At 62.6% G+C, this 22,816-nt stretch carries 19 protein-coding genes; 10 read left to right on the forward strand and 9 right to left on the reverse strand.

The genetic code is table 11. The features are described 5' to 3' along the window. The first annotated feature begins 82 nt into the window (after positions 1–82). Positions 83–1,060, forward strand: coding sequence for a carbohydrate ABC transporter permease (locus PQQ53_RS05930; RefSeq protein WP_408323431.1), 978 nt, complete (start codon positions 83–85; stop codon positions 1,058–1,060). Between the two features lie 11 nt (positions 1,061–1,071). Further along, complete coding sequence (locus PQQ53_RS05935) at positions 1,072–1,923, forward strand: carbohydrate ABC transporter permease (protein WP_408138883.1); 852 nt, start codon at positions 1,072–1,074, stop codon at positions 1,921–1,923. A gap of 88 nt (positions 1,924–2,011) precedes the next feature. On the opposite strand, the gene PQQ53_RS05940 is transcribed toward PQQ53_RS05935, so the two are convergent. Continuing rightward, on the reverse strand, positions 2,012–2,239 hold the full coding sequence (locus PQQ53_RS05940) for a hypothetical protein (RefSeq protein ID WP_408323432.1): 228 nt from the start codon (positions 2,237–2,239) through the stop codon (positions 2,012–2,014). Here PQQ53_RS05940 and PQQ53_RS05945 point away from each other — a divergent pair. Beyond that, entirely contained in the window at positions 2,225–2,773 is a 549-nt protein-coding gene (locus tag PQQ53_RS05945; RefSeq protein WP_408323433.1) for a hypothetical protein, read from the forward strand. The genes PQQ53_RS05940 and PQQ53_RS05945 overlap by 15 nt on opposite strands. 148 nt (positions 2,774–2,921) lie before the next feature. Here PQQ53_RS05945 and PQQ53_RS05950 read toward each other — a convergent pair whose 3' ends face one another. Continuing rightward, entirely contained in the window at positions 2,922–5,108 is a 2,187-nt protein-coding gene (locus PQQ53_RS05950) for a hypothetical protein (RefSeq protein WP_408323434.1), read from the reverse strand. A gap of 990 nt (positions 5,109–6,098) precedes the next feature. Between PQQ53_RS05950 and PQQ53_RS05955 the strand changes: the two genes are divergently transcribed. Then, a complete protein-coding gene (locus PQQ53_RS05955) occupies positions 6,099–6,431 on the forward strand; it encodes a DUF2322 family protein (RefSeq protein WP_408138876.1) in 333 nt (110 codons plus the stop codon). Positions 6,432–6,618: 187 nt separating this feature from the next. Here the strand turns inward: PQQ53_RS05955 and PQQ53_RS05960 are convergent, their stop codons facing one another. Continuing rightward, the gene (locus PQQ53_RS05960) at positions 6,619–7,590 is read right to left on the reverse strand and encodes a LysR family transcriptional regulator (RefSeq protein ID WP_408138874.1); all 972 of its coding nucleotides are present in this window, start codon (positions 7,588–7,590) and stop codon (positions 6,619–6,621) included. 121 nt (positions 7,591–7,711) lie between these two features. Between PQQ53_RS05960 and PQQ53_RS05965 the strand changes: the two genes are divergently transcribed. The 5 genes from PQQ53_RS05965 to PQQ53_RS05985 all read left to right on the forward strand — a co-directional run bounded on the left by PQQ53_RS05965 (position 7,712) and on the right by PQQ53_RS05985 (position 12,738). Further along, positions 7,712–8,569 carry an oxidoreductase gene (locus PQQ53_RS05965; RefSeq protein WP_408323435.1) on the forward strand — a complete coding sequence of 286 codons (858 nt, stop codon included), beginning with the start codon at positions 7,712–7,714 and terminating at the stop codon, positions 8,567–8,569. Between the two features lie 181 nt (positions 8,570–8,750). Continuing rightward, positions 8,751–9,041 carry a hypothetical protein gene (locus tag PQQ53_RS05970; protein ID WP_408138870.1) on the forward strand — a complete coding sequence of 97 codons (291 nt, stop codon included), beginning with the start codon at positions 8,751–8,753 and terminating at the stop codon, positions 9,039–9,041. A 302-nt stretch (positions 9,042–9,343) separates the two neighbouring features. After that, positions 9,344–9,571: a hypothetical protein gene (locus PQQ53_RS05975; protein WP_121323227.1), complete on the forward strand. Its 228-nt coding sequence runs from the start codon at positions 9,344–9,346 to the stop codon at positions 9,569–9,571. 520 nt (positions 9,572–10,091) lie between these two features. Then, positions 10,092–10,958: a M23 family metallopeptidase gene (locus tag PQQ53_RS05980; RefSeq protein ID WP_408323436.1), complete on the forward strand. Its 867-nt coding sequence runs from the start codon at positions 10,092–10,094 to the stop codon at positions 10,956–10,958. 913 nt (positions 10,959–11,871) lie between these two features. Further along, positions 11,872–12,738, forward strand: a complete 867-nt coding sequence (locus PQQ53_RS05985) for a sterol desaturase family protein (RefSeq protein WP_408152050.1) — start codon at positions 11,872–11,874, stop codon at positions 12,736–12,738. A gap of 33 nt (positions 12,739–12,771) precedes the next feature. On the opposite strand, the gene PQQ53_RS05990 is transcribed toward PQQ53_RS05985, so the two are convergent. From PQQ53_RS05990 to PQQ53_RS06010, 5 genes are all read right to left on the reverse strand, one after another. Next, the gene (locus PQQ53_RS05990; protein ID WP_408138864.1) at positions 12,772–13,947 is read right to left on the reverse strand and encodes an MFS transporter; all 1,176 of its coding nucleotides are present in this window, start codon (positions 13,945–13,947) and stop codon (positions 12,772–12,774) included. After that, entirely contained in the window at positions 13,944–14,738 is a 795-nt protein-coding gene (locus tag PQQ53_RS05995; protein WP_408138862.1) for a DeoR/GlpR family DNA-binding transcription regulator, read from the reverse strand. The genes PQQ53_RS05990 and PQQ53_RS05995 overlap by 4 nt, the downstream gene beginning before the upstream one ends. Positions 14,739–14,980: 242 nt before the next feature. Beyond that, complete coding sequence (locus PQQ53_RS06000; RefSeq protein ID WP_408323437.1) at positions 14,981–16,513, reverse strand: PepSY-associated TM helix domain-containing protein; 1,533 nt, start codon at positions 16,511–16,513, stop codon at positions 14,981–14,983. 84 nt (positions 16,514–16,597) lie between these two features. Next, the gene (locus tag PQQ53_RS06005; RefSeq protein WP_408323438.1) at positions 16,598–19,021 is read right to left on the reverse strand and encodes a TonB-dependent receptor; all 2,424 of its coding nucleotides are present in this window, start codon (positions 19,019–19,021) and stop codon (positions 16,598–16,600) included. A gap of 82 nt (positions 19,022–19,103) precedes the next feature. Next, entirely contained in the window at positions 19,104–19,514 is a 411-nt protein-coding gene (locus PQQ53_RS06010; RefSeq protein WP_408138858.1) for a DUF2946 domain-containing protein, read from the reverse strand. 200 nt (positions 19,515–19,714) lie between these two features. Here PQQ53_RS06010 and PQQ53_RS06015 point away from each other — a divergent pair, with 200 nt between their 5' ends. Continuing rightward, positions 19,715–21,916, forward strand: coding sequence for a tetratricopeptide repeat protein (locus PQQ53_RS06015; protein ID WP_408323439.1), 2,202 nt, complete (start codon positions 19,715–19,717; stop codon positions 21,914–21,916). Here PQQ53_RS06015 and PQQ53_RS06020 read toward each other — a convergent pair. After that, positions 21,859–22,527, reverse strand: coding sequence for an O-methyltransferase (locus PQQ53_RS06020; protein ID WP_408323440.1), 669 nt, complete (start codon positions 22,525–22,527; stop codon positions 21,859–21,861). The two genes, PQQ53_RS06015 and PQQ53_RS06020, sit on opposite strands and share 58 nt — an antisense overlap. Between the last annotated feature and the right edge of the window lie 289 nt (positions 22,528–22,816).

Genomic DNA, 22,816 nt, shown 5'->3' on the forward strand with positions numbered 1-22,816 from the left:
AAGCGCCAACTCTGGTCGACCGCTTTGCATGGGACCAGAGTAAGCGCTAAAGCGCCAACTCTGGTCGACAGGAGAAAAGATCGTGTCGCAATCCGTGAGCCGTCACACCGTCGGCGGCCCTGTTGAACCTGGAGTGCCGGGAGCGCCTGCGCCGGGCGGCGCCGTGCGTGGCGGGCCATCGGCTGCGCCGCGCCGCCGCCGTCCCACGCCGACCGCGCGCCGGCAGCGGCGTGCCGCGTTCCTGTTTCTCGCGCCGGCCTGCGTGATGGTGGCGATCTATGTCGTCTGGCCGATCCTGTCGACCATCCGGCTAAGCTTCTTCAACTGGGACGGCATGACGGAGCCGTCGTTCATCGGCCTCGCGAACTACGTGGAGTTGTTCCAGACGCAGACGTTCTACACCGCGCTGAAGAACAACCTCATCTGGCTGGTGCTGTTTCTGCTCGCTCCGCCGATGGGCCTCGCAGTCGCGTTGTATCTGAACCAGGCGGTGGCCGGCATCCGCATCGTCAAATCGCTGTTCTTCGCGCCATTCGTATTGTCGGGCGTGGTGGTCGGTTTGATCTTCTCGTGGTTCTACGACCCGACCTTCGGCCTGCTCGCGCTGATGCTCGGCCATGGCGTGCCGGTGCTCGGCGATCCACGCTATGCAACATTCGGGATCGTGTTCGCGGCGCTGTGGCCGCAAACCGCCTATTGCATGATTCTTTATCTGACCGGGCTTGCGTCGCTGAACGCCGAACAGATCGAAGCCGCACGCATGGAAGGCGCGCATGGCTGGTCGATGCTGTGGCACGTGATCCTGCCGCAATTGCGGCCGACCACGTTCATGGCGATCGTCGTCACGATCATCGGCGCGTTGCGCAGTTTCGATCTGATCTCGGTGATGACGGGCGGCGGACCGTTCGAAAGCTCGACCGTACTCGCCTATTACATGTACGACCAGGCGATCAAGTACTACCGCATCGGCTATTCGGCGGCAGTGGCCGTCGTGCTGTTCGGCATCATGCTGGTGTACATCATTTATCACTTGCGGCGGATGCTGCGCGCCGAGCAATAAAGGAACCGATCATGTTTCCGATCCCGATCGACAAATGGAAGCCGCTCACGCGCCGCGCGTACAAACTGACGTTGCCCGTCGCCTTGCTGATCTGGCTGCTGCCGATGATCGCGGTGCTCGTCACCTCGGTGCGTTCGACGGAAGAACTGAGCGAGGGCAACTACTGGGGATGGCCAAAGCACTTCGCGATGTTCGACAATTATCGCGAGGCGTTGACCACATCGCCGATGCTGCATTACTTCTGGAACAGCGTGCTGATTACGCTGCCCGCGGTGGTCGGCTCGATTGCACTGGCCGCGATGGCTGGCTTCGCGTTGGCGATCTACCGCTTTCGCGGCAACTCGACATTGTTCGCCACCTTCGTCGCGGGGAATTTCGTGCCGGTGCAGGTGTTGATGATTCCGGTGCGCGACCTGTCGTTGCAACTCGGGCTGTTCAATACCGTGAGCGCACTGATTCTGTTCCACGTGTCGTTTCAGACCGGCTTTTGCGCGCTGTTTTTGCGCAACTTCATCAAGCAGTTGCCGTTCGAACTGGTCGAGGCGGCGCGGATCGAAGGGGCGAACGAGTGGACGGTGTTCTTCAGAATCGTGCTGCCGCTGATTCGTCCGGCGCTCGCAGCATTGGCGATTCTCGTGTTTACGTTCGTGTGGAACGACTATTTCTGGGCGCTGTGTCTGACGCAAGGCGATGATGCCGCGCCGATCACGGTGGGCGTCGCCGCGTTGAAGGGACAGTGGACGACGGCATGGAATCTCGTTTCGGCGGGGTCGATTCTGGCCGCGTTGCCGTCGGTGGCGATGTTCTTTGCAATGCAGAAGCACTTCGTCGCCGGCCTCACGTTTGGGGCGACGAAGGGGTGAGGGCGGGTTGCTTGATGCTTGATGCCGCAGAAGGGTTGCCCGCGAAAGCGGGCTTTTTTTGGGGCTTGCTATTCGGACCGAGGGTTGCTCACGGTCGGTACATCACGGCGCGCAGCGCTGCGTGGGGGCTATCGAGCGGTTGCCGGCCCTGGCTCGCGAACTTCACGGCTGGCGCCATCCATGGATGAGCAAACGCGACAACGCTTGCGCCCGCCTCATACGCGTCGTCCGCCGACGCCGCGACAGTGGCGAGACATGCATCCATGTCGCCACTTTTGAACAGCGCCCAGACTTGCGGCACATGAATGACTTTCACGGACGCATCGGTTCTGCTCGCGTGTTGCGCGAAGAGTCGCCGCGTGGGCTCGATCGCGGATTCAACGGCGCACAACACGGCGATAGATCCGCCGACTTCCGCTGCTGCGGCGGCCAATGCGGCATCCGCTCTCACGATGGGCACGGTCGAGCTTTCCATCTCCGCGACGGCGGGCCCGAGCGTAGCGCAAGTCACAATGACGGCGTCGGAATCGGCCGCCAATTGCTGAAGACAAAGGCTTGTCTGTGTCAGCAAGTCGGCGGTGAATTCCCCCGCGTGCTCAACGGCCTCACGGAGATCCGGTCTCACTTCATGGCGAAGTTCTTCGCTTCGCAGACCAATACGATTGGCCGCGTGTTCGAATACCTGGCGATTTCCGCCGATCGTGTGCAAAAAAGAAATGCGCACGGGTTTCTCCTCTCGGTGAAGTTGTCTGAGCCGGATTCATCCGCCTCGAGGCGGATTCGGCGCGTCGTGCGTCGGCAGCCGGGTCGGTTGCTGTACCGGCATTGTTGCGATGTCACGCTCGGCTAACAAGACAACTTGTGCTACTGGTATGACTGATACCTCTTTTGGGGAATGAATTGATGCCGACCGTGTATCGAGTTGCAGGAACCGGTGTTCCGGTTCAGACGCCGGCCTTTGGAGGAAGGCCGGCGCGTTCCCGCGCTCGATGCCGCGTTTAGCTCGCGTCAGCGTACTTCAACGTCCAGCTCAACGTGCGATTACCACCGCCCGTCAGTGCAAACGGATTCGTTGTACAAGCGAAGTTCGAATGCAATTGACCGATCGGCGTGGTCGACAGCGGATTGGTGGCCCCGGCCGCCATCGAAAAGTCAGACAGCGCGCAACTGTCGAAACCCGTGGTGCCGTAGTTGGTCGCAGCGCTGTTTGCATAGTTGACCGAGAAGGCACCGCTCGGGGAGGTGTTCTGGAAGTCCGCGAAAGACGTGAAATCCGTCTCGACCGACAGATTGCCGGTCAGCGTTGCCGAACTCAGCGTATCGGTTCGCGTCATTTCGCCGTGACTGAACGTCAACACCGTATGAACCTGGAGATCGAGATCCGACGCATAGGTCGCGTTCTTCGCCGCCTGCCGGAATTTGGCGGTGTCGAAAGAAACCACGACCTGGCCATTGTTTTCCTGAACATTCAGGTTCTTGTAATAGGTGACCGGGATATAGGTCTTGCCGTTATAAGAAACCTGAGGGATCAGCAAGGCGTAGCTGAGGTCCGTCGTGCCGTAGATCAGCTTGTCGGAGAACGGCGTTGGGTAGTAAGGCGTGAACGAGTTGTAGTCGGGCGCCTGGCTCAGGTTCAGGTTGATGACACGCTTGCCGTCTCGCACGGTGATGAGCGCGGCACTATAAGGATGCGCGGTATCGGTCGGCTGGTTGTACCAGGTGAGCGTGTAATGCGGCTTCGCATCGAGCCAGGCTTTCAGGTCTGCATCGGCCATGGGCGCTTTGCCGTTGAAGCCCAACTTGTCCCACCAGGCATTCACGTACATGAACTGATGCAGCAGGCTGAAGTTTTCACCCATCACCCGAGGCTTGCCGCGATACGTATCGGTCCCGCGGCCTTTGACCCACATGTTCACGGAAGGCGTCGGCAAGGTCGGGTCGTACCAGAACGTTTCGTAGCGATAGGCCGCCTTATAGATGAACGAATAGGCGACCTGCATTTCCTGCTGGGTCAATACACCCGCATTGGCGGCCGCGGTCAGCACTTCCATGAACGCCGTATCGCCGTACGGGCCGATGGAGCGCCCGTAGTTGAAGCCCTGGCCGTCGGCATTGAGCTGCGGGAGAATCAGGTCGACCGATTTGCGCAGATACGATTTCAGCTCCGGCGTCAGGTTGGCCTCATTGCCCATTTCGAGCGTCCGCTCGGTGACTTCGCCGATCAGCAGCGTGCTGTACCGGTCGAAACGCGCCTGATCGTAATAGGTCGTATGGGTGTTCGACGCTTCGTCCGAGAAGCCGCCAGAGGAATCGTTTCTGATGTGCCTGGTCAGCGTGTAGAGCAGCGCATCACGCGCGCCCATGGTTGCAACCGTCGCATCCGAAGTGGAAGACAAGGCCGGATTGCTCCAGCCGAGTTTCTGCCTGAGCCCCGCAATGCCGTAAGAGACGGCGTAATAGTTCTGAGCGGTATTGAGCGAGGCGACGTCGATCGACGTACCGGCGGCGGGGCAGGTATTCGTCTTGCCGCTTGCATCCGCACCGAACATGTCGCAGAAGGTCAGGCGGCTTTGCAGTGTGGCCAGCATCGCGTCGCTGAAGACTTCATTCAGCATGCCGTGCGCTTTGAAATTGTTGAGCGCAACGAGGTAGTAGTACTCGCCCCAGGACGTGTTCGCGTACATGTAATTGGCGCCGTTCGTCTGCGTCATCATGGCGGTCGTTATTTTCTGATACGTCGCCAGATAATCCGCGTAGGCCGGATCGCCCTTCGATTTCATGTCGATCAATATCCACGACAGACCAAGCGCGAGTTTGCCGGGCAGGAATTTATCGCCCGTGTTGGTATCCAGCACGTGGACTGGATTGCCGTCGCCAAGATCCATGGCGACTTGCGTGAAATCGGGTGCCTTCTTGATGAGATCGAATAACGCTCTCATCTGTCCCATCATCGTAATGGGGATGCCCGCGTCGGCCTGGACGCTCGTGTCGGGCGCGCCGTAGACGATCCCGTGCAGCGAAATAGCGCCGCCTTTGGATGGGTCGGGTGTGGTGACCGGTGGCGTGACGGGCGGGGTGTTCGGTGAACCGTTCGAGTCGTCATGGGTGCCGCCGCATGCGCTGAATAAAAGAGCCGTGGCGGTACTCAGCGCGAACGCAAATGAGGTTTTTCTCAGTGAAAGCATTTTTGTCTCCAGATTTTAATTTGATTTGATGCCTCAATTGATGCTTTTTATACTCGGTTGTCTGTTTTCAAACCTCCTTTAATCAGTTGAATCTGCAATTCTGTTCAATAAGCTCGTCAAGGCAAATTCGCGTGCATCGTTCGGCCCGTGAAAAGCCTTTGGTGCTGTCGTACTTCTTTAATCATCAGTTGTCAGATGACATGACCTGCTCGTACGCTTTCGTCGCGCATGGGGTGGATGCATGCTTAGCCATGCGCGCCATCATCGGCTCGCAGCCTTAATTCGGATGATGTCTCCTAAGGCGCCATCGCTGCGGCGCACCATAACGGTCCTCTCTCCGCCGATGAAATATTTCGTAAGTCATAGGAGATCATATCTCAACAAAGTTGGCAAGTCGGATGAAATTTGTTGAGCCGAGGGACGGCGCCATGCGTTGACTCGCAAAGTGGGGAGGCGGGAACACAATCCGAGGCTATTGATCAAATTTTCGATTTCGGACGTTAATGAATTCCCAGTGGACGAATAGCGAATTGAATTGGAAATGCATATGCACTTGCAAGGACCTCTCTCGATTGATTTGAAGTGAAGGATGATGCGCTCGATAGCGGATGGATAAGAGCAACGAAGTTCTCGCCCGGCGGCGGGCCACGCGTCGCATCTACGCTCCCGCATCGGTGCATATTTGCAGTTGAGTCCGACGGGATGGTGTGAAACGTTTGCGCGGCTCGAACCGAACCAGCCCAGAGCCGAAGAAAACGCGCCTGCTGATCAAAGCTGCACGCCAACGGATTTGACGTGCGACACCGCGCTAGAAGCCGCCTTGCGGATTTAACGAGGATTCCCTGGCATCGACCTCCATCCGCAGCGCGATTTCAGGTTCAGCATGGGTCGCCTGCAACGACACCGCGTTGAGCCGACACCGCTGCGCAAGCCTCTATCAGCTAAGATACGGCCCGCCATGTATTTTTTAGAACAGAAGGAGTGTTGTCAGTGATTCAACCGAGCAGCGTATTCAAGGAAAACCTCGCACAGATGCCGGCGATCGACGGTATCGCGCGTATCGATCTGGTCGACGGCAAGGGCATCGTGGTCGCGAGCATCGAGAACAAGCCGGGCAAGCAGGGCTCGCTCGCGCTGTACAACTATCTGCGCGAGACGTTCGGGACGCTGGACGTCAAAGCGGCCGAGGCAGGCCTCGCGCTGTTCGCCGAACACACGGCCGACGCGCGTAACCGTCCGGGTGCGCACCCGAACGTCGACCTGCTGCTCGCGATCGTGTCGGGCGGCGAGGCGTTGCGTATCGAAGTCGTCGCTGCGGGTTGAGGCGAGACGTCGTGGATCGGGCAGGTTGCCTCGATTGACGCTGAGGCCACTTGCCCTAGGCGCCACTGCCGGCGCGCAGCGCGATGTACGCCGTTTGACGTTGGCGTGGTCCTCAAGCCTCGACCATCGCGCGAGCTTTTCGCCAACAAACGAAAATAGCGCGCGAGAGACACACAGTGTGCGGCACCTAGCTACGTTTGCCCGCTGTCTTGCCTCGCTGCGCCGCACGAGCGGCGCGAAGCTCGGCCGAATCGAGAAAGAAGTTTTTGTTATCCGCCATCCGTTCGACCATGAAGTCGATAAAAGTCTTCACGCGCAACGGCTGTTCGGTTCTATGCCCGTAGTAGATATAAACGGCGCCGTACTCGGTGATGTGCGGCGTCAACAATGCAACGAGCCGGCCGGTTCTGATATGCGGGACCGCGTTGAAGCTGCCCAGCTGGCCGATGCCCAGACCCGATAGCACCGCCTGCGTTTCCATTTCCGTGTCGTTCGCGCAAATGGCAGGCGGCACGTCGCGATTGACGATCTCGCCGTTAATGTGGAACTGCCACGATGCGAGCTTGCCCGTGTTGGCGCGCCGATAGCCGGTGCAACGGTGCTGGTTGAGTTCGTCGATAGTTTGCGGCGCACCATGGCGCTCGATGTATTCCGGCGATGCGCAGACGATCAGCTGAATCGGCACAAGCGCGCGAGCAATCGAGCCGCCCGACGGCGGCGGCCCGCCGCGAAATCCCACATCGGCACGCTCGGTCACGAGGTCGGTGAAGTGATCGTCCAGTTGCACGTCGAGCTGTACGTTCGGATATAGCCGCTGGAACTGCTCGAAGTACGGCCACAGAACCGGCAGCCCGAGTGCTCGCGGCGCGCTCACGCGCAGCAGACCGCCCACCTCTTCCTTCGAGCGCCGGGCCTCGTTCAGCGCGGACGAAAAAATGGCAAGCGCCGGCTTCACGCTGTCGAACAGCCGCTGGCCTTCTTCGGTCAGGCTGAGCTTGCGCGTGGTCCGGTGAAAGAGCCGCACGCCCAGTTCCTTCTCGAGTTGCATGACCGCATGGCTCGCCGCCTGGGGCGAGATGCCCTGATCGACTGCCGCGCGCCGCAGGCTTCCCAGCGTCGCGGCGCGCACGAACGTGGTGATCGCACGAATTTCGTTCATCGGCCGCGCCTCGGATTAGCAAATAAAAGTTGATTATCAGTCTAGCAATGAGTGGCTAGTTTGTGTCAGTCGGCGCTCCTACCATGAGCATCACTTTTACACCACTCGTAGGAGAAACATCATGGCTGACCTTCATCAAAGCGGTTTCAAGCGCGTCTGGTTCATCACTGGCGCATCGCGTGGCATCGGCGCGCTGATCGCCGAAGCCGCGCTCGCAGACGGCAACGCGGTCGTGGCGGCGGGGCGCAATGTGGCGGCCATCGTCGAGCGGCTGGGAGACTCCGCCGCTTTGCTGCCGGTTGCGCTGGACGTGACCGACGAGGAGCAGGCGAAGGCCGCAGTGAGCGCCGCCGTGGAGAAATTCGGCCGCATCGACGTGCTCGTCAACAACGCGGGCTTCGGCCTGCTGGGTGCGGTGGAAGAGTCCGCCGACCGCGACGTGCGCCGCATGTACGACACCAACGTGTTCGGCCTGCTGAACGTCACGCGTACGGTGTTGCCGGTGATGCGCCCGAACCGCTCGGGCCATGTGATCAACATTTCGTCGATCGGCGGCTATCGCGGCGCGGCGGGGTTCGGCGTGTATTCGTCGACGAAATTCGCCGTCGAGGGCATCACCGAGGCGCTGCATGACGAGTTGAAGCAGCTCGGCATTCACGCGACGGTCGTCGAGCCGGGCTATTTCCGCACGGACTTCCTGGACGCGTCGTCGCTGATGGTCGCGCCGGATGTGATCGCCGACTACGACGCTTCGTCGGGCGAGGTTCGCCGCAAAGCGAGGCAGATGAATCACAATCAGCCCGGCGACCCGAAGAAACTGGCGCACGCGCTCGTCGTGCTGGCCGACGCGCCGAATCCGCCGCTGCGTCTGCCGCTCGGAACCGACACGCTGGCCGCCATCGCCAGGAAAAACGCCTACGTGGAGCAGGAAACGCAGACCTGGAGAGCGCTGTCGGCCTCGACGGATTTCCCTGCGTGAGAAGCTTGGGGCGTTGCAAGCGAAAGCGGGCCGTCAACTGGCGGCCCGCACCTATTCTTCAGCGGAATACCGCGTTTTTCGAAGGCCTCGGATTGGCTTCACAAACGGCTTCTATTCGACAGATTGAAAACTGCGGGTCCGGCACAAACTAGCGTCGTGCCATTCGCGCTAGGAGCCTGCGATGTCTTCCCGCCACGACAAAGATCACCCGTTCGAAGCCGGTTTGCCGGAACAGGCCATGCCCGAACCGAACACCGCGCCGCTGGGTCGGGACGCTGCAATGCACGAGTTGCAACGCGCTTCGGAAACCGTGTTGCGCCTTGCCACGCAGACTCACACCGCTGTCGCCCGTAGCGACGTGGCGGGCGCGGACATCGCGCGCACGTCGCTGGAACGGCAACTCACACTGACCACGCGCATGATCGACGAACTTCTGTTCGGCGGTAGCGACGATCAGCCTACGACGCACTGAGCGGCCGGCACCCGCGACGATATCAATCCCAGTCTCGATCTTCTGAAAACTGAAATGAGCGCTTTAACGGTACTTCTTTGCATCTGGGCCACGGTCGCTTTCTGCGCGATCCTTTTTATCCGTGGCGCCAGCGCGCGCGTCGAGCGTCCGGCGAAAACGCCGCCATTGCGTGCGTCGCGCTATTCGATCGCGGAGTAACGGCGGCCCATGCTGCCGCCGCGGCGCAAGCAGGCGAGGTAACATGAAGTGCGCCAGCGCCCATGCTGGATTGCACTGACGGTACCTTCAGCGGAGGTTTTCGCATGGACACGCATTCGATTCTGGGCATGATGCACGCCGAAGAGGCTTTGCTGGTTTCGGTCGTGCGGTCGTTGCCGGCGGACATCAAACGCAAGATCGCCAATGATTTCCACGAACAGGTTCAACTCGCGGAAACGTCGCATCTGAATCCGACCACCGATCGAGAAGCGAGCGACGCATTCAAGGCCCATCTCAGACGGTTGTCGAACATGCTGGCTTCGTTGTCTTGAGCGAAGAGGGCGGGACGGAATTCTCAATGCGGTGCGTCGCCGGATCAAGCCGGGCAATTCGACTCACGCATTCATTGGAAGCATCGAGCCGCAGCCAGACAGCCGCTCGTCCCCCCGTGTTCCGATTTGCCCCCCAAAAAAGCCGATAAAACGGGCTCCCTCCGCCATTCGCGCTATCTCCGCTGACATGCGGCAGTGCTTACCGAAAGCGCGCAGTCGCAAGCTGCCAGGCCCCGTTTATTGGGGGCAGCTTAAGCCTCGCTTAAGAAAGCGTCCCTAGGCTTGCCACCAACCTTATGCAGCGCCTCATGCAGTGACCAGCGGCGCTGATCAATAAACCCACCAGCATGTGCGTGTCGTCGGCGCACCGCCGGTCGACCGCTTTCAGTCAATGCCCCTATCTGTAGCTCGTGTCCTGCCCGGACGGGCCGGCAAAATCATCGTTGTCTGTGCGATCAGCTCCGTGTGCGCGGCCTACCTGGTGAGCCATGATCGCGCGACTCGCACCGAGGACCCCGACGTGTCTCTGGTGAGCAAAGACTCGGCGAAACCCGCCGCCACTTCACCTGCCGCGCCGGACTCAACCAGCATCCCCGAGACGAAGCCTCCCGTTTTCACCGTCAAGCACGCATCGATCGAACACAGCTTCGCTGCCGCCGCGAAAGCCATGGGTGTCGACGCAGCCACCACGGCGATTCTGGCGCGCGCATTCCGCGGTGAACTCAATTTTTCGCGCGATCTGCGATCCGGCGACAGCGTGAGCGCAGTGTTCGACGACAGCGGCGACAGCGCTGCGGAGAGTGAGCCGCTCGCGGTTAGAGTCGTTCGTGGCGGGACGACGCACGACCTGTTCCTGCACAAGGATCTTCAGGGCAAGCCTTTCTATTATTCGAAAGACGGCGCGAGCACCAGGCCTTCGTTCGAGCGCTATCCGCTGGAATTCACGCGGGTGTCGTCGGGCTTTTCGTTGCATCGACTCGATCCGGTGCTGCATCGCTGGCAAAGTCATGACGGTGTCGATCTCGCCGCACCCGCCGGCACGCCCGTTCATGCAACGGCGCGTGGTGTGGTCCGCTTCATCGGCCGGCAGACCGGTTACGGGAAGGTGGTCGTCATTCAGAATCCGCCGCCATACTCGACGACGTTTGCCCATCTGTCGCGCTTTGCGAAGGGCTTGCGTCGCGGCAGCCGGGTCAGTCGCGATCAGGTGATCGGCTATGTCGGCGAAACGGGCTGGGCGACCGGTCCGCATCTGCACTATGAAGTCCACGTGGACAACGTGCCGCACGATCCGCTGACCGTCGAGTTGCCGCAGAAGACGCCGCTTCACGCCGACGAGATGCCGCAGTTCAAGGCACGCGTCGCGGAATTGACGGCACTCCTGTGAGCCGATGCGGGCCGCGATGACGCAACGCGTGCGCGGCCCGTCGCGTCATGGTGAGCGCGAAAATCCTTCGAGCGGACGGTGCCTGCGTCTCAGCTTTGCGACATCTCGGTCCGCTCTGGGAAACGCTATTTTGTTCACACAAACAACGGTATATCTGACCGAAGCGTTCGGCAAAGCATTGTCAGCCGGTACGGCTACGGGTTTTCCATCGGCCGGTAAAGCGCGCGGCCCGCTTCGCACGGAAGCGCTGCCACGCTAACGGGTCGCGTCTCAATTCCGAGTCATTACGTGCCGTGAAGCACGTGTTAAAGCAGAAGCCGAATTGAAAACTGCGCACACGATGTTGTCCAGCAAGGCTTTGAGGTCTCATGGCATAGCTGTTGCAATAAGCGAATCACAAAGCAAAACACGCTGCAGCCGGAGATACAAAGCAGGTACCACGCAGTGAACAAATTCCGGCAGCAGCAAATGTCTTCGTGGATCGCGTTCGGGGAGATCGACGCATCTCACGGGGTGCGGCGGGGCCAACAAAAATACGGATGTCGATAAAACAACGACACGGGTGACCGATACGAAATATATCGACCACCCGTGATCGTGACGACGTGTGACGCGGGGGCCTCGCCACTTTTTTTCTGTCCAGTTCGTGCGAGGCGTCATTCATTCGAGCGTGAGTCAGGCAGAAGATTGCTGAAACTACGATGCCGTTCGATACCCATCCAGCCCAGACGTCGACATGACGCTTCACATTCATATCACCAAAGCTCACGCGAACCGAACGCTTGCGTACCACCCGGCAGACTGCGAAGATCGCAGAAAGCGCCTGTCATCTCTGGCTTTGCGTTGACCCGCGCCACGCCGACCAGCTGCCCGGCAAGGTGCCTTTGATAGACCCTGGTCACCGGGGAATCCCATGTTTGCGTCAAGCCCGTTTTCCGGCCTGTTGCACCACGCGAGCCTCTGGCTGCAGGCGTACGCGCTCGTGCTGGCCATGATGGGCGTGGGTGCGTTGCTGGAGCGTCGCTGGCCCGCCACGCTGCTGCAATCGCGCTCGGGGCAGCGTTTGAACATGGCCTATGCGGGTTTGTATCTGGCGCTCGTGGAGGCGGTGAAGCCGTTGACCGCGGCGGCGAGCGTCGCAATCGTGAACGCGCTCGGCGGCGGCATGGTCGTGCTGGTGTCGCGGGGGTGGGGTGCGCTGGCGTCGTTCGTGATCGTGCTGCTGACCATCGACCTGCTCGAATACGCGTTCCATCGCCTGCAGCACACGTGGCCCATGCTGTGGAAGCTGCATTCGCTGCACCATAGCGCCGTCGATTTCAACGTCACGGTGACCCTGCGCCATCACTGGTCCGACGCGCTGATCAAGGGGTGTCTGCTGTATCCGCTGGTCGGCGTGCTGTTCAGGGTCGAGCCGTGGATCGTCGGGGCGACTTCCGTCGTGTTCATGTCCGGCAATTATTTTGCGCATCTGAATCTGCGCGTGGACCTTGGCCGATACGTCACGTGGATCAACAATCCGCAATATCACCGCTTGCATCACTCGACCCGCGCCGAGCATTTCGATCACAACTTCACGCAACTGCTGCCGCTCTGGGACCACCTGTTCGGCACGCTGTGGGTGCCGGCGAAACACGAGTGGCCCGCCACTGGTCTCGACGACGGCACGCAGCCGCACTCGCTGCTCGGCGCGATCAGCTGGCCGCTGGGCGTGCAGGTCGGGCGCGCCGTTGCGCTCGGCCGCGAGCCGATCGCGCTGCTGGACAAGGAAACGAAGTGACCTTGCCGAGCGGGCGCAGACCGGGCCGCTGAGTCAGGCGAGCCGCGCGCTGCGCACCGCCTTGCCGCCGAGCAGGCAAACGATCAATGTCGCCATCAGGAGCACGCACAGTGCCACGCGTAAGCCGAGCACGCCAGCGCCGAGGCCGATCAACGGCGGTCCGACCAGGAAGCCGGCATAGCCGGCGGTAGCGGCCATCGACACGCCCGTTGCCGGCGTCACGGTCGAGCGGCCCGCCGCGCTGAAAATCACCGGAACGATATTCGCGAGGCCGACGCCGACCATCGCAAAGCCCACGCAAGCGGTCAGCACGGTCGGCAGACTGAGCACCAGCGCGAGACCCGCCACCGCAACCAGCCCGCCGAGCGCGACGACCCGGCTCGAACCGAAGCGGCGCACGGACACATCGCCGACGATGCGGCAGGCCGCCATCGAGAACGCAAACGCGGAGTAGCCGATGGCGGCGACGCTCGCCTCCTGATTCAGGGTCGAGCGCAAGTACACTGCGCTCCAGTCGGCGACTGCGCCTTCCACCAGCATGCAGAGAAACGCGAGCATCGCCAGTTTCATCACGCCGCCGCTGGGCCACGCGAATCCACTCGATGCCGCGGCCGCGCGCGGACCGAGGTCGCGCAACGCCAGCGTCGCCGCGCTGACGATCAGCACGGCAATGAACGCGTCCGGCGCGAGCAGTCCGCCGATCACGCCGACGCCGCCTTTCTGCAACATTGCACCCGTTGCCGCGCCGAGCAGGCCGCCCGCACTCCAGGCTGCGTGAAACGACGACATGATCGGCGCGCGCCACTGCGTTTCGATGGTGCTGGCGTGGCCGTTCATCGACACGTCGAGCGCGCCGTTCGCCGCGCCGAGCGCGAACAGAACGAGGCACAGCACGGCCAGGCTGGGCGCGAACGCGGGCAGCGGCAACGCGATGACGAACGCCGCGCCGAGCAGCGCGGTGGCGCGGCCGCTGCCGAAGCGCGGCGCGAGTTGCCCCGCCAACGGCATGGCGACGATGGCGCCCAGCGCAAACGCGAACAGCGCGATACCGAGCGACGTGTCGCTGAGCGCGAGACTTTCCTTGATGCGCGGCACTTCGACGGCCCATGCGCCGATGCCGAAGCCGTTGGCGAGAAACACGCCGACGGTCGCAATGCGCTCCTTGAGCGGCTTGACGTGGTCCACATGAGCATTGGCGAGTGCGTTCATGAGCGCGCCACCATCACGTTGTCGCAGACCGCTTCGAGACTCGCGAGCCGAGCGGCCGGCACGTCGGCTTCGACGAACAGATAGTCGATGGCCGCGGCCGGCGCCACCGAAAAGGGCGCGGCGGTCATCAGCTTTTCCGAGGTCAGCGCGATGGCGATCTGGCCGCTCGCTTTCACCATCGCCCGTTTAAGTTCGGCATCTTCGGCATCGAACGCGGCGACGCCTTCGTCGGGATCGAGCGCACAGGCGCCGAGAAAGCACAGGTCTGCGCGGACTTGCTGGATCTGCAGCAGCGCGGTTGCGCCGAGTGCGCCCGCCGCACCGCGTGCGATGCGCCCGCCGACCAGAATCACGTCGAAGCCCGGGCGGTTCAGCAGACGGCTGCACGCCTCGGGCGAATTCGTCACCACGGTCAGGTCCGCGTTGTCGGGCAGCGCCGCGGCGATCGCGACATTGGTCGAGCCGGCGTCGAGCAGAATGATCTGCTTCGGGCGCACGATCGACGCGGCCGCGCTCGCGAGACAGGCCTTGCGGTCCACGGCTTCACTCATGCGGACCGCGGCGGGCTTGTCGGCGGGCGAGATCAGCAAAGCGCCGCCGTAGACGCGCTTGCAATGTCCCTGTTCGGCCAGATCACGCAGATGACGCCGCACCGTGTGTTCGGAGGTCTGGAGTTCGGCGGCGAGCGCGGCCGCCAGCACGCGACCGTGCGTGCGCAGCCGCTCCAGAATCACCTGCTCGCGCTGCTCGGGCAGCAGTCCGTTGAGGGCTTCTTCACGTGTTCGCTGCATATGGACACCTTGCCGTTGAGATTAAATCGATCATAAACGAGCAAAATGTATCGTAAACGTGCAATTGAGGCAATGCGCGCTTTTGAAAAGGCTGGCGAGTCAGGAGAAGCGGAGCCACGCGAAAGTGGCTGCGAGCAGGCGTGCGGCGCTCGGCACGGCGAGACCGTGGACGCCGCCGCGGCCTGAGCAGATTGAAGTATGCGGCGGGTAAGGCGGCTAGTTCGTCTAGCCGCGCGCTTCGGCTAGCCGCTGGTCAGACGCCGCGAAGTCCGCCCAAAAAACATCCAGTCGAGCACCCACACCGCGACAAGCGTCGCGCCCATCAACGGAAAAACGATGCCGAGCAGGACGAGGCCGGTTTTCCAGCCGCGCATCGGCGGCGCGCCGCGTTCGCGCGAGGGTGCGCCGAGCGTGCGCTGCGGCCGCCGCTTCCACCACATCACGCAGCCCGTCACGGCCATCGCCGCGAGACCGACCGAAATCGCGGCGCAGAGAATCTGATTGGCGAGCCCGAAGTAGCGGCCCATATGCAGCGATGTCCCGTACGACACGGCCTTCGACACTGCGCCGTAGTCGCTGTAACGGATGTCTTTCAGCACCGCGCCGCTGTATTGGTCGATATACAGCGTGCGCTCCTTCTTCGGATCGTCGGGAAAGTACGAGACGGTGTAGACACCGGTCGCGGAGGTCGGCAGCACGATGCTGTAGCCGTCCTTCACGCCAAGCGACGCGGCGATTTCGACGATGCGGCCGAGAGGTAGCGCCTGGGGCGCGTCGGCGTCCGCGTCGTCGTGGGTGACGGCGGAGGAAGGCACGCGCGTGTTGCCGACCGCCCAAGGGGTGAGCGGCAGAGGCAGGTCGTCCATCACCATGCCGGGCATCGAGTCCGCGTCGGACGCGTGGCCGTGGTGTTCGTCGTGTGCGTGTCGTGCAGAGTTGGCCTCGTCCCGCACAGGCATATTCATCGACGAGTCTCGCTCGCGACGCGCGCCCGGCAACACCGAGCGCAACGGCAAGCCGCCCCACGAACCGGGCGGCGCGCCGAGATTCGCGGCTGTCGCGAGGGCCTTGAACTGCTGACCCCACGAACCCGACCAGGGCAGGCCCGTCAACACGAATGCGAGCGCGCCGAGCGCGAGCCAGATGCCCATCACGGCATGCAGGTTTTTCCACAGTGCGCGCCCTTTGAGCGTGAAGCGCGGCAGCAGCGCCGCGCGTGCGGTGGTTTTCTCGCGCGGCCACCAGAGCGCGACGCCGGTGCCGATCAGCACCAGCGTCCAGCATGCGGCGAGCTCCATCAGCAGTTCGCCGGGTTTGCCGAGCAACAGCTTGCGGTGCAGCATCCGGTCCACCTGCATGAAGCGCCGCTCGACGCTCAAGGTCCCCAGCAATTCGCCGTTGTATGGATTCAGATAGGCGCTCTCTTTATCGCCGTCGGCGAGACGGAAGACGTACTCGGCGCTGCGGCGTGGATCGCTCGCGATGACGGCGGTCACCGCGGTCGAGCCAGGCGGCATGGCTGCGCGGGCTTTCGCGAGCAGGGCGTTGTCGGGCAGCCTGGGCGTCGCCTGTGATTCGACGATCAGCCGATGGCGATACAGCAGCGGCTCGATTTGCGGCTGGAAGCAATACAGCGTGCCGGTGATCGCGAGCACGACCAGAAACGGCATCACGAAGAGACCGGCGTAGAAGTGCCAGCGCCAGAGCGTCCGGTAGCCGGGGTTCGGGGCACCGGTGGCGGGGTTGATACGTTGAGCGGCGGTAGTGGTGGACATGCAATCCTCGTCAGGCATGAATGGGGCGGTCGGCTTGCGCTCGTGAGGCACTCATATCGAGCGTCCTAAGGCGCGCTGAAGCGCTCAGATGCGCAACTTCGCTTCCACATAAAACGTGCGGCCGGGATAGGGGTGATAAACGAAGTAGCGCGCGTCGAACAGGTTGTCGACGCCGATGCCGATCTCGCTCAGCTTCGTCGGCCTGAAGGTGAATTTCGCGTCCGCCACCGTGTACGAACTCGTGCCGCCGAAGACGTCCGGGTTCGTGTCGGTATTGGTCAGCGTGTTGTACTGGCGTCCCGAGTAGCGCGCGGCGAGCGTGAGCGCGGCGCGTTCGTCGAAGTGATAGGTCGCGGCGATATCCGCACGCCACAGCGGAATCCGGTAGAAGTACTTGCCGACCGTGGCCGGGTTCTGCGCGTTGGCAATGATCTTCGATTGCGTATAAGCGACGCTCGCCAGCAGGTCCAGACCGTGGACCAGCACGTCCTGTCCCGAGTAGCTCGTCTCGACGCCGCGTGAGCGAACCTTGCCGATGTTCTGGAAGTTCGTCACGTTGGGAATCACGGTCGTGTCGGTCTGGCTGAAGATCGTGTTCTTCACGTCGTCCTGGAACAGCGAGAAGCGGAACACGCCATTCCAGTGCGCCCATTCGGCGCTCAGCTCTTTCGACAGATCGTCTTCGGGTTTCAGGTTCGGATTATTGTTGACGATCGACGAGCCGTTGATTTGCCCCTGGAACAGTTCGCCGACGGTCGGAAAGCGGTAAGCGCGGCCAATCGATGCGCGCAAGGTCAGATCGTCGCTGACGTCGAACGACAACGACGCTTTCGGCGAAAAGTGACTCTGGCTCGCATCGCCAAACGCAACGGTCTTGCCAGGCAGCGACTGCGCGCCGTCATAGGCTTGCCAGTTTTCGTAACGCACGCCGTAGACGAGCTTCCAGCGCGGCAGAAAACGCCAGGCGTCCTGGGCGTACAGCGCCTGGGTCTGCGTCTTGCCGACGAACGCGTTCGCAAACGACGTCGCGTCGCCCTCGCGCCAGTTCAGCGTGTTGTAGCCCTGGTTGTCGAGGAAGTAGTTGTCGTAGTGATAGCCGAAGCTCAGTGCGTGATTCAGAAGACCGGCCTGAGTGTTCATCGGCGTATACGTGCCGCGCAGATCGAGCGTTTTCCACCCGGTGCCGTCACCGAAGATCACCGTGCCCGGTCCATTGCCAGGTGCGCCGGAATTCGCGGTGCGCGCGACGCTGTTGCTGATGTCGTAGTACGAAGCAATCGCCTCGCCGTTCCAGCCGGTGGCGTTGCGCGTTTTCAGCGAGAGTCCGTACAGCCAGTTTTCGCTGTTTCCGCGGCTCGGCGCGAATGCGGCTTCGGGAATCGTGTAGCGGTAGCCGCCTATCGACACCGTGCCGCTGTAGACGGGGTTGCCGTTTTCATCGCGCAGGAAGGTCGAGGTCTGGCTGTCGTAGGTCTGGTGCCAGTAGCCGAGCGTGAAGCCCGCTTGCAGCGTCGGCGTGAAGTCGTACTGCATCTTCAGCTTGAACTGGTCCTGCACCGTGTGTTCGATGCCTTCGCCGTTCACGCCGAGGACGGTGGTCGGCGTGTTGGTCTGGTTGTTGTAGAAGTACGCGCCGGTCACGGGCGTGTCGCCGGCTTTCGCGGGTGTGGCCGATTGCGCGAGCGTCGCGAACTGCAATGGCTGGCTGGTGTTCCCCAGGTGATTCACGCCGAGAAGATAGGAAAACTTACCGATCCGGTCGCCGATCGACGCGCTCATTTCGCTGCCGTTGAAATTGCGGTTCACGCCGTACAGGCTGAAGTGCTGGGTGAATGCCTTGACGTCCGCGTTGGCTTCGAATTGCTTCGGCATGCGCGTGCTGATGAGCACCGTCGCACCGAGCGAGTTGCCCGGATATAGCGCCGAATACGGACCGTAGATCACGTCGACCTGCTGGATCTCGTCGGGATACACCATCGACCAGCGCGGCGCGAACGTGAAGCTGTTGCCGAGCAGGTTGGAGAGCAGCAGACCGTCCGCGTAGACGAGACCGCGCGCGCTTTGCGCGTTGCTCGTGCCGCGCACGGCGATGAGCGAATTCAGATCGCCGATGAAGCGCTTGCGCACGGCGAGGTTCGGCATGTACTTCAGCACGTCTTCGGTGTTGACGACGTTCCAGTTGGCAAACTGCTCGCGCGTGACGGTCTCGACCGAGGCCGGCAGGTTCGGGTCGACGGCGCGCGGCGCGGTCGCCGTATTTGCATTGGCGCTGACGCTGACCGCGGGCAGCGTGGCCTCGGTGTTCGTGCTGTCGGCGGCGTGGGCTGACGACGATACGAGGGCCGTCACGAACGCCGATACGCAGGCCGGAATCAGCGCCGGCCAGTACGCGGGAAAACCCGCCGCGCAGCGCGGGTGCGGCAACCGGCGAAACGGGGCAACTCGTAGGATGCCGCGTGCGTCACGGCGCACGCAAAGGGACAGGCTTCGCAGGGCGAAGTTGAACATGAACGTTTCCTTGATGCATTGAACAGACGATCGCGCGCACCCTCGACGGGTGCGACGAATGCGCGATCAGGACTGGCAGGGATCAGGAAACGGCAGGCGGGGCTCTAGGGCGTCCCGAGGGGAACGCGCCGAGCGGCGTGAAGCGGGTGGAGAGCGTGGGCGGCGCGGTGCCGGACAACGCGAGGGCGGCGGGGGGCTCGACGGCGGCGACCGTCGGCATCGCGACATGATGTTCGAGCAGATGACAGTAGCCGCACGCGCCGAAGGCGTCGTCGTGGCTCAGATGCACCGGCTCGGGGGCGGTGTGGGCGGCCTGTGCAACAAGGCCGGCCTCGCTCGCGCTGGACGGCTGGAGCGCCGAACAGAGCGCGGCAATCGGCTCGTGCGCCCGGTCCGACATCAGCACCTGACTCACGAGCGGCGCGAACACGACGAGCCACATGGCGAACAGGCCAAGCCAGGCGGTCGTGCGGTTGCGGGATCGTAGCGTCATGATGATCGGGATGAAGGCGGGGCGATTCTAACATTGCCGCGCGATCCTTTTTCTCGTGATGCCGGTTATAGCGGTGGAATAGACGGCAAAAAGCCGCTCATTTCGGCGCGCCGGAGCCGCGGCGGATCACTTAAGCTGCCGGTTGCACGCAACGCCGCGCGTCTGGCCGGCGCCGTGCCGCTTTCCTTTTTTCTTCGCTCATGACGCCCACGCAGACGCTCGCTTTCCCAATCGCCGACATCAATCAGCAGGCCGTCACGTTATGTTCGGCCGGACAGTTCGCTGAGGCCCTGGCAATGGTGACGCCGCTGCTGAACGACACCACGCTGCCGGACGACATACACGTCGACGCGCTGAACATCGCGGGCGCCTGTTCGTTTGCGTTGCGCAACGTGGCCGATGCGGAGCGCCATTGGCGCGAGTGCCTGCGCGTCAAGCCCACTTATGCCGAGGTGTACGGTAGTCTCGGCTCGCTGTTCAGGTCGCTCGGGCGCCTGTCCGCCGCCAAGGCGATGTATCGTCAACTGGTGTCGCTGCAACCGCATCACGCCGACGCTCATCATCATCTCGGCGCCGTGCTGTACGGGCTCGGTTACAAGGAGGCGGCGGAAGCGTCGTATCGTCACGCGCTGACGCTGCGCCCCGACTATGCGGAGGCCCACTACAACCGGGGCATCGTGCTGCGTGATCTGCGCCGCCCGCAGGAAGCCGAAGCGGCTTATCGCGAGGCGCTGATCGGCCTGCATGATTATGCGGAGGTGCACAACAACCTCGGCAGCGTGCTGGTGGAACTCGGCCGCCACGAGGAGGCCGACGCGGCATATCGTCAGGCGCTCAGCATCCGGCCGCAGTATCCCGAGGCGCTCAACAACCTGGGCGGCGTGCTGAAGGCGGCGCACCGGTTCGTCGAAGCGGAGTTGGCCTGCCGGCTCGCGCTGACTATCCGGCCGGACTATGCGGAGGCGCATCTGAACCTCGGTGCGGTGCTGGAGGACCTCGGGCGTTTGCCCGAAGCCGAGGCCGCCTACCGCGAAGCGATTGCCTGCCGCCCCGACTACGCCGAGGCGCACTACAACCTCGGCATTGCGCTGTTCAGGCAGGAGCGTCTCGTCGATGCCGAGCAGGCTTACCGCGACGCGATTCGCTGGCAGCCCGGCATCGCGCACGCGCATAACAACCTGGGCTGTGTGCTCCGTTTGCTCGACCGCTTCCCGGAGGCAATCGAGGCCTTTCATCGGACGCTCGAAATCTGCCCCGAACTGGCCGAAGCGCATTTCAACCTCGCCAGTGCGTTGACGCAATCCGGGCATCTGCACGAGGCCGAACGCGCCTACCGCGAGGCGCTTGCACTACGCCCCGACTATGCCGACGCCCGCTTCGGTCTGGCCGCGCTGCTGCTCGGCCTGGGCCGCTTCGAAGAAGGCTGGCAACTGTACGAGAGCCGCTACGGGCATCCGTCGTTCGTGCATCACCAGACGCGCGCCTTGCTCGCCTGCCCGCAGTGGCAGGGGCAGACGCTCGCCGGTAAGTCCCTGCTCGTTTGGCAGGAGGACGGCCTTGGCGACATGCTTCAGTTCAGCCGCTATTTCGCGTTACTCAAAGCGCAAGGGGCCACGCATATCACGTTCGCGTGCGCGCCGGCGTTGCATCGGCTGATGGCTCGCGTCGACGGCGTGGACGCCGTGGCCGATCATGTCGCCGCGATGGCGCGCGTGTCGAGCTACGACTGCTGGACGAGTCTCCTGAGCGCACCGTTCTATCTGCGCACGGCCCTCGATACGATCCCGCCTGCCGCACAACTGCCGGTCGCCCCCGCGCTCGTCGACCAATGGCGGCCGATGCTCGATGCGCTGGCGCCGTGCCGCAAGATCGGTCTGGTCTGGAAGGGCAACGCGAAACACCATAACGACGCGAACCGCTCCATTCCTTCATTGACGACGCTTGCGCCGCTCTGGCGCGTGCCGGGCCTGAGCTTCGTGAGTCTGCAAAAGGGGCAGGGCGAGGACGAAGCGCGCGATCCGCCAGACGGCCAACCGTTGCTCGACCTCGGCGCGAAGGTGACGGATTTCGCCGACAGTGCCGCCATCGTCGCGCAACTCGATCTGGTCATTTGCGTGGATACGTCCATCGCGCATCTGGCTGCGTCGCTGGGCAAACCCTGCTGGGTGCTGTTGCCGGAGCGGGATCCCGACTGGCGCTGGATGCACGGGCGCGACGATTCGCCGTGGTATTCCCACGCGTTACGGCTGTTTCGCCGCGCGCCGGGCGAGGGGTGGTCGGCCTCGGTCGAGCGGGTCAGGCAGGCGTGCGCCGAGCGTTTCGGCGCGGTGCCGCCTCGCGCACATCAGGCCGACACGAGCGTCATCGAGAAGCCGTCCCATCCTTTCGAGCCGACAGTCTGAATCGCGGTCGAGTCGAGGCGCGGATTCGTCGCGAGCAGCCTGAAGAATTCGTGCAGACCGATGACGTCGGGGTCGGTGCTCGCCGCATCGGCAATGCGGCCCCCGCGTATCACGTTGTCGCCGACGATCAGCGTGCCGGGCCGGCTCAGTTGCAACGACAGGCGCATATAGTCGGGGTAGCTCTTCTTGTCGGCGTCGAGAAAGATCATGTCGAACGGTTCGACGCCGTCCGTGACGAACTTGTCGAGCGTTTGCGCGGCCGCGCCGATCACGATCGAGACAACGCCCGACAAACCGGCTCGCTGGACGTTGGCGCGCGCCACTTCGGCGTTCCCGGGATTCGCTTCGAGCGAGATGAGCCGGCCGTCCGGGGGTAGTGCTCTCGCGAGCCAGATCGTGCTGTAGGCGCCTAGCGTGCCGACTTCGAGAATACGGCGCGCGCCGCGCAACTTTGCGAGCAGATGCAGCAGCTTGCCCTGATTGGGCGCCACGTTGATCGACGGCAGACCGGCTGCGGCGCTCGCGTCCAGTGCGGCATCGAGCGCGGCGTCCTGAGGCAGCAGCCGGCTCGTCAGATAGTCATCCATCGCATTCCACTGTTCCTGATTCATCGTCTCACCCTGGTCATGTGCCGATATGGAAGGACAGGTACGTTGTAGCAGAAAAGCGCGCTGCGCATTGTTGGGCAGCGCCGGTTTGTAAGCTGGAACGTTCGTTGCCACCATGCGGCGAGATACGGAGCACTCAGGTATCACTGTTACCGATAAACAGATGCGATGGCCTCGCGTACTGCTTTAAATGGTTTCAAAACAATTTCGACTCCTACAATGGGAGCTGATACGCAGACGCAGGAGGAGACATGCCACGCATCGCAATGCCACGCACGACCCGTTGGCGCTT

This window comes from Paraburkholderia strydomiana (assembly GCF_046030495.1).
In the GTDB taxonomy this organism is placed as follows: domain Bacteria; phylum Pseudomonadota; class Gammaproteobacteria; order Burkholderiales; family Burkholderiaceae; genus Paraburkholderia; species Paraburkholderia strydomiana_A.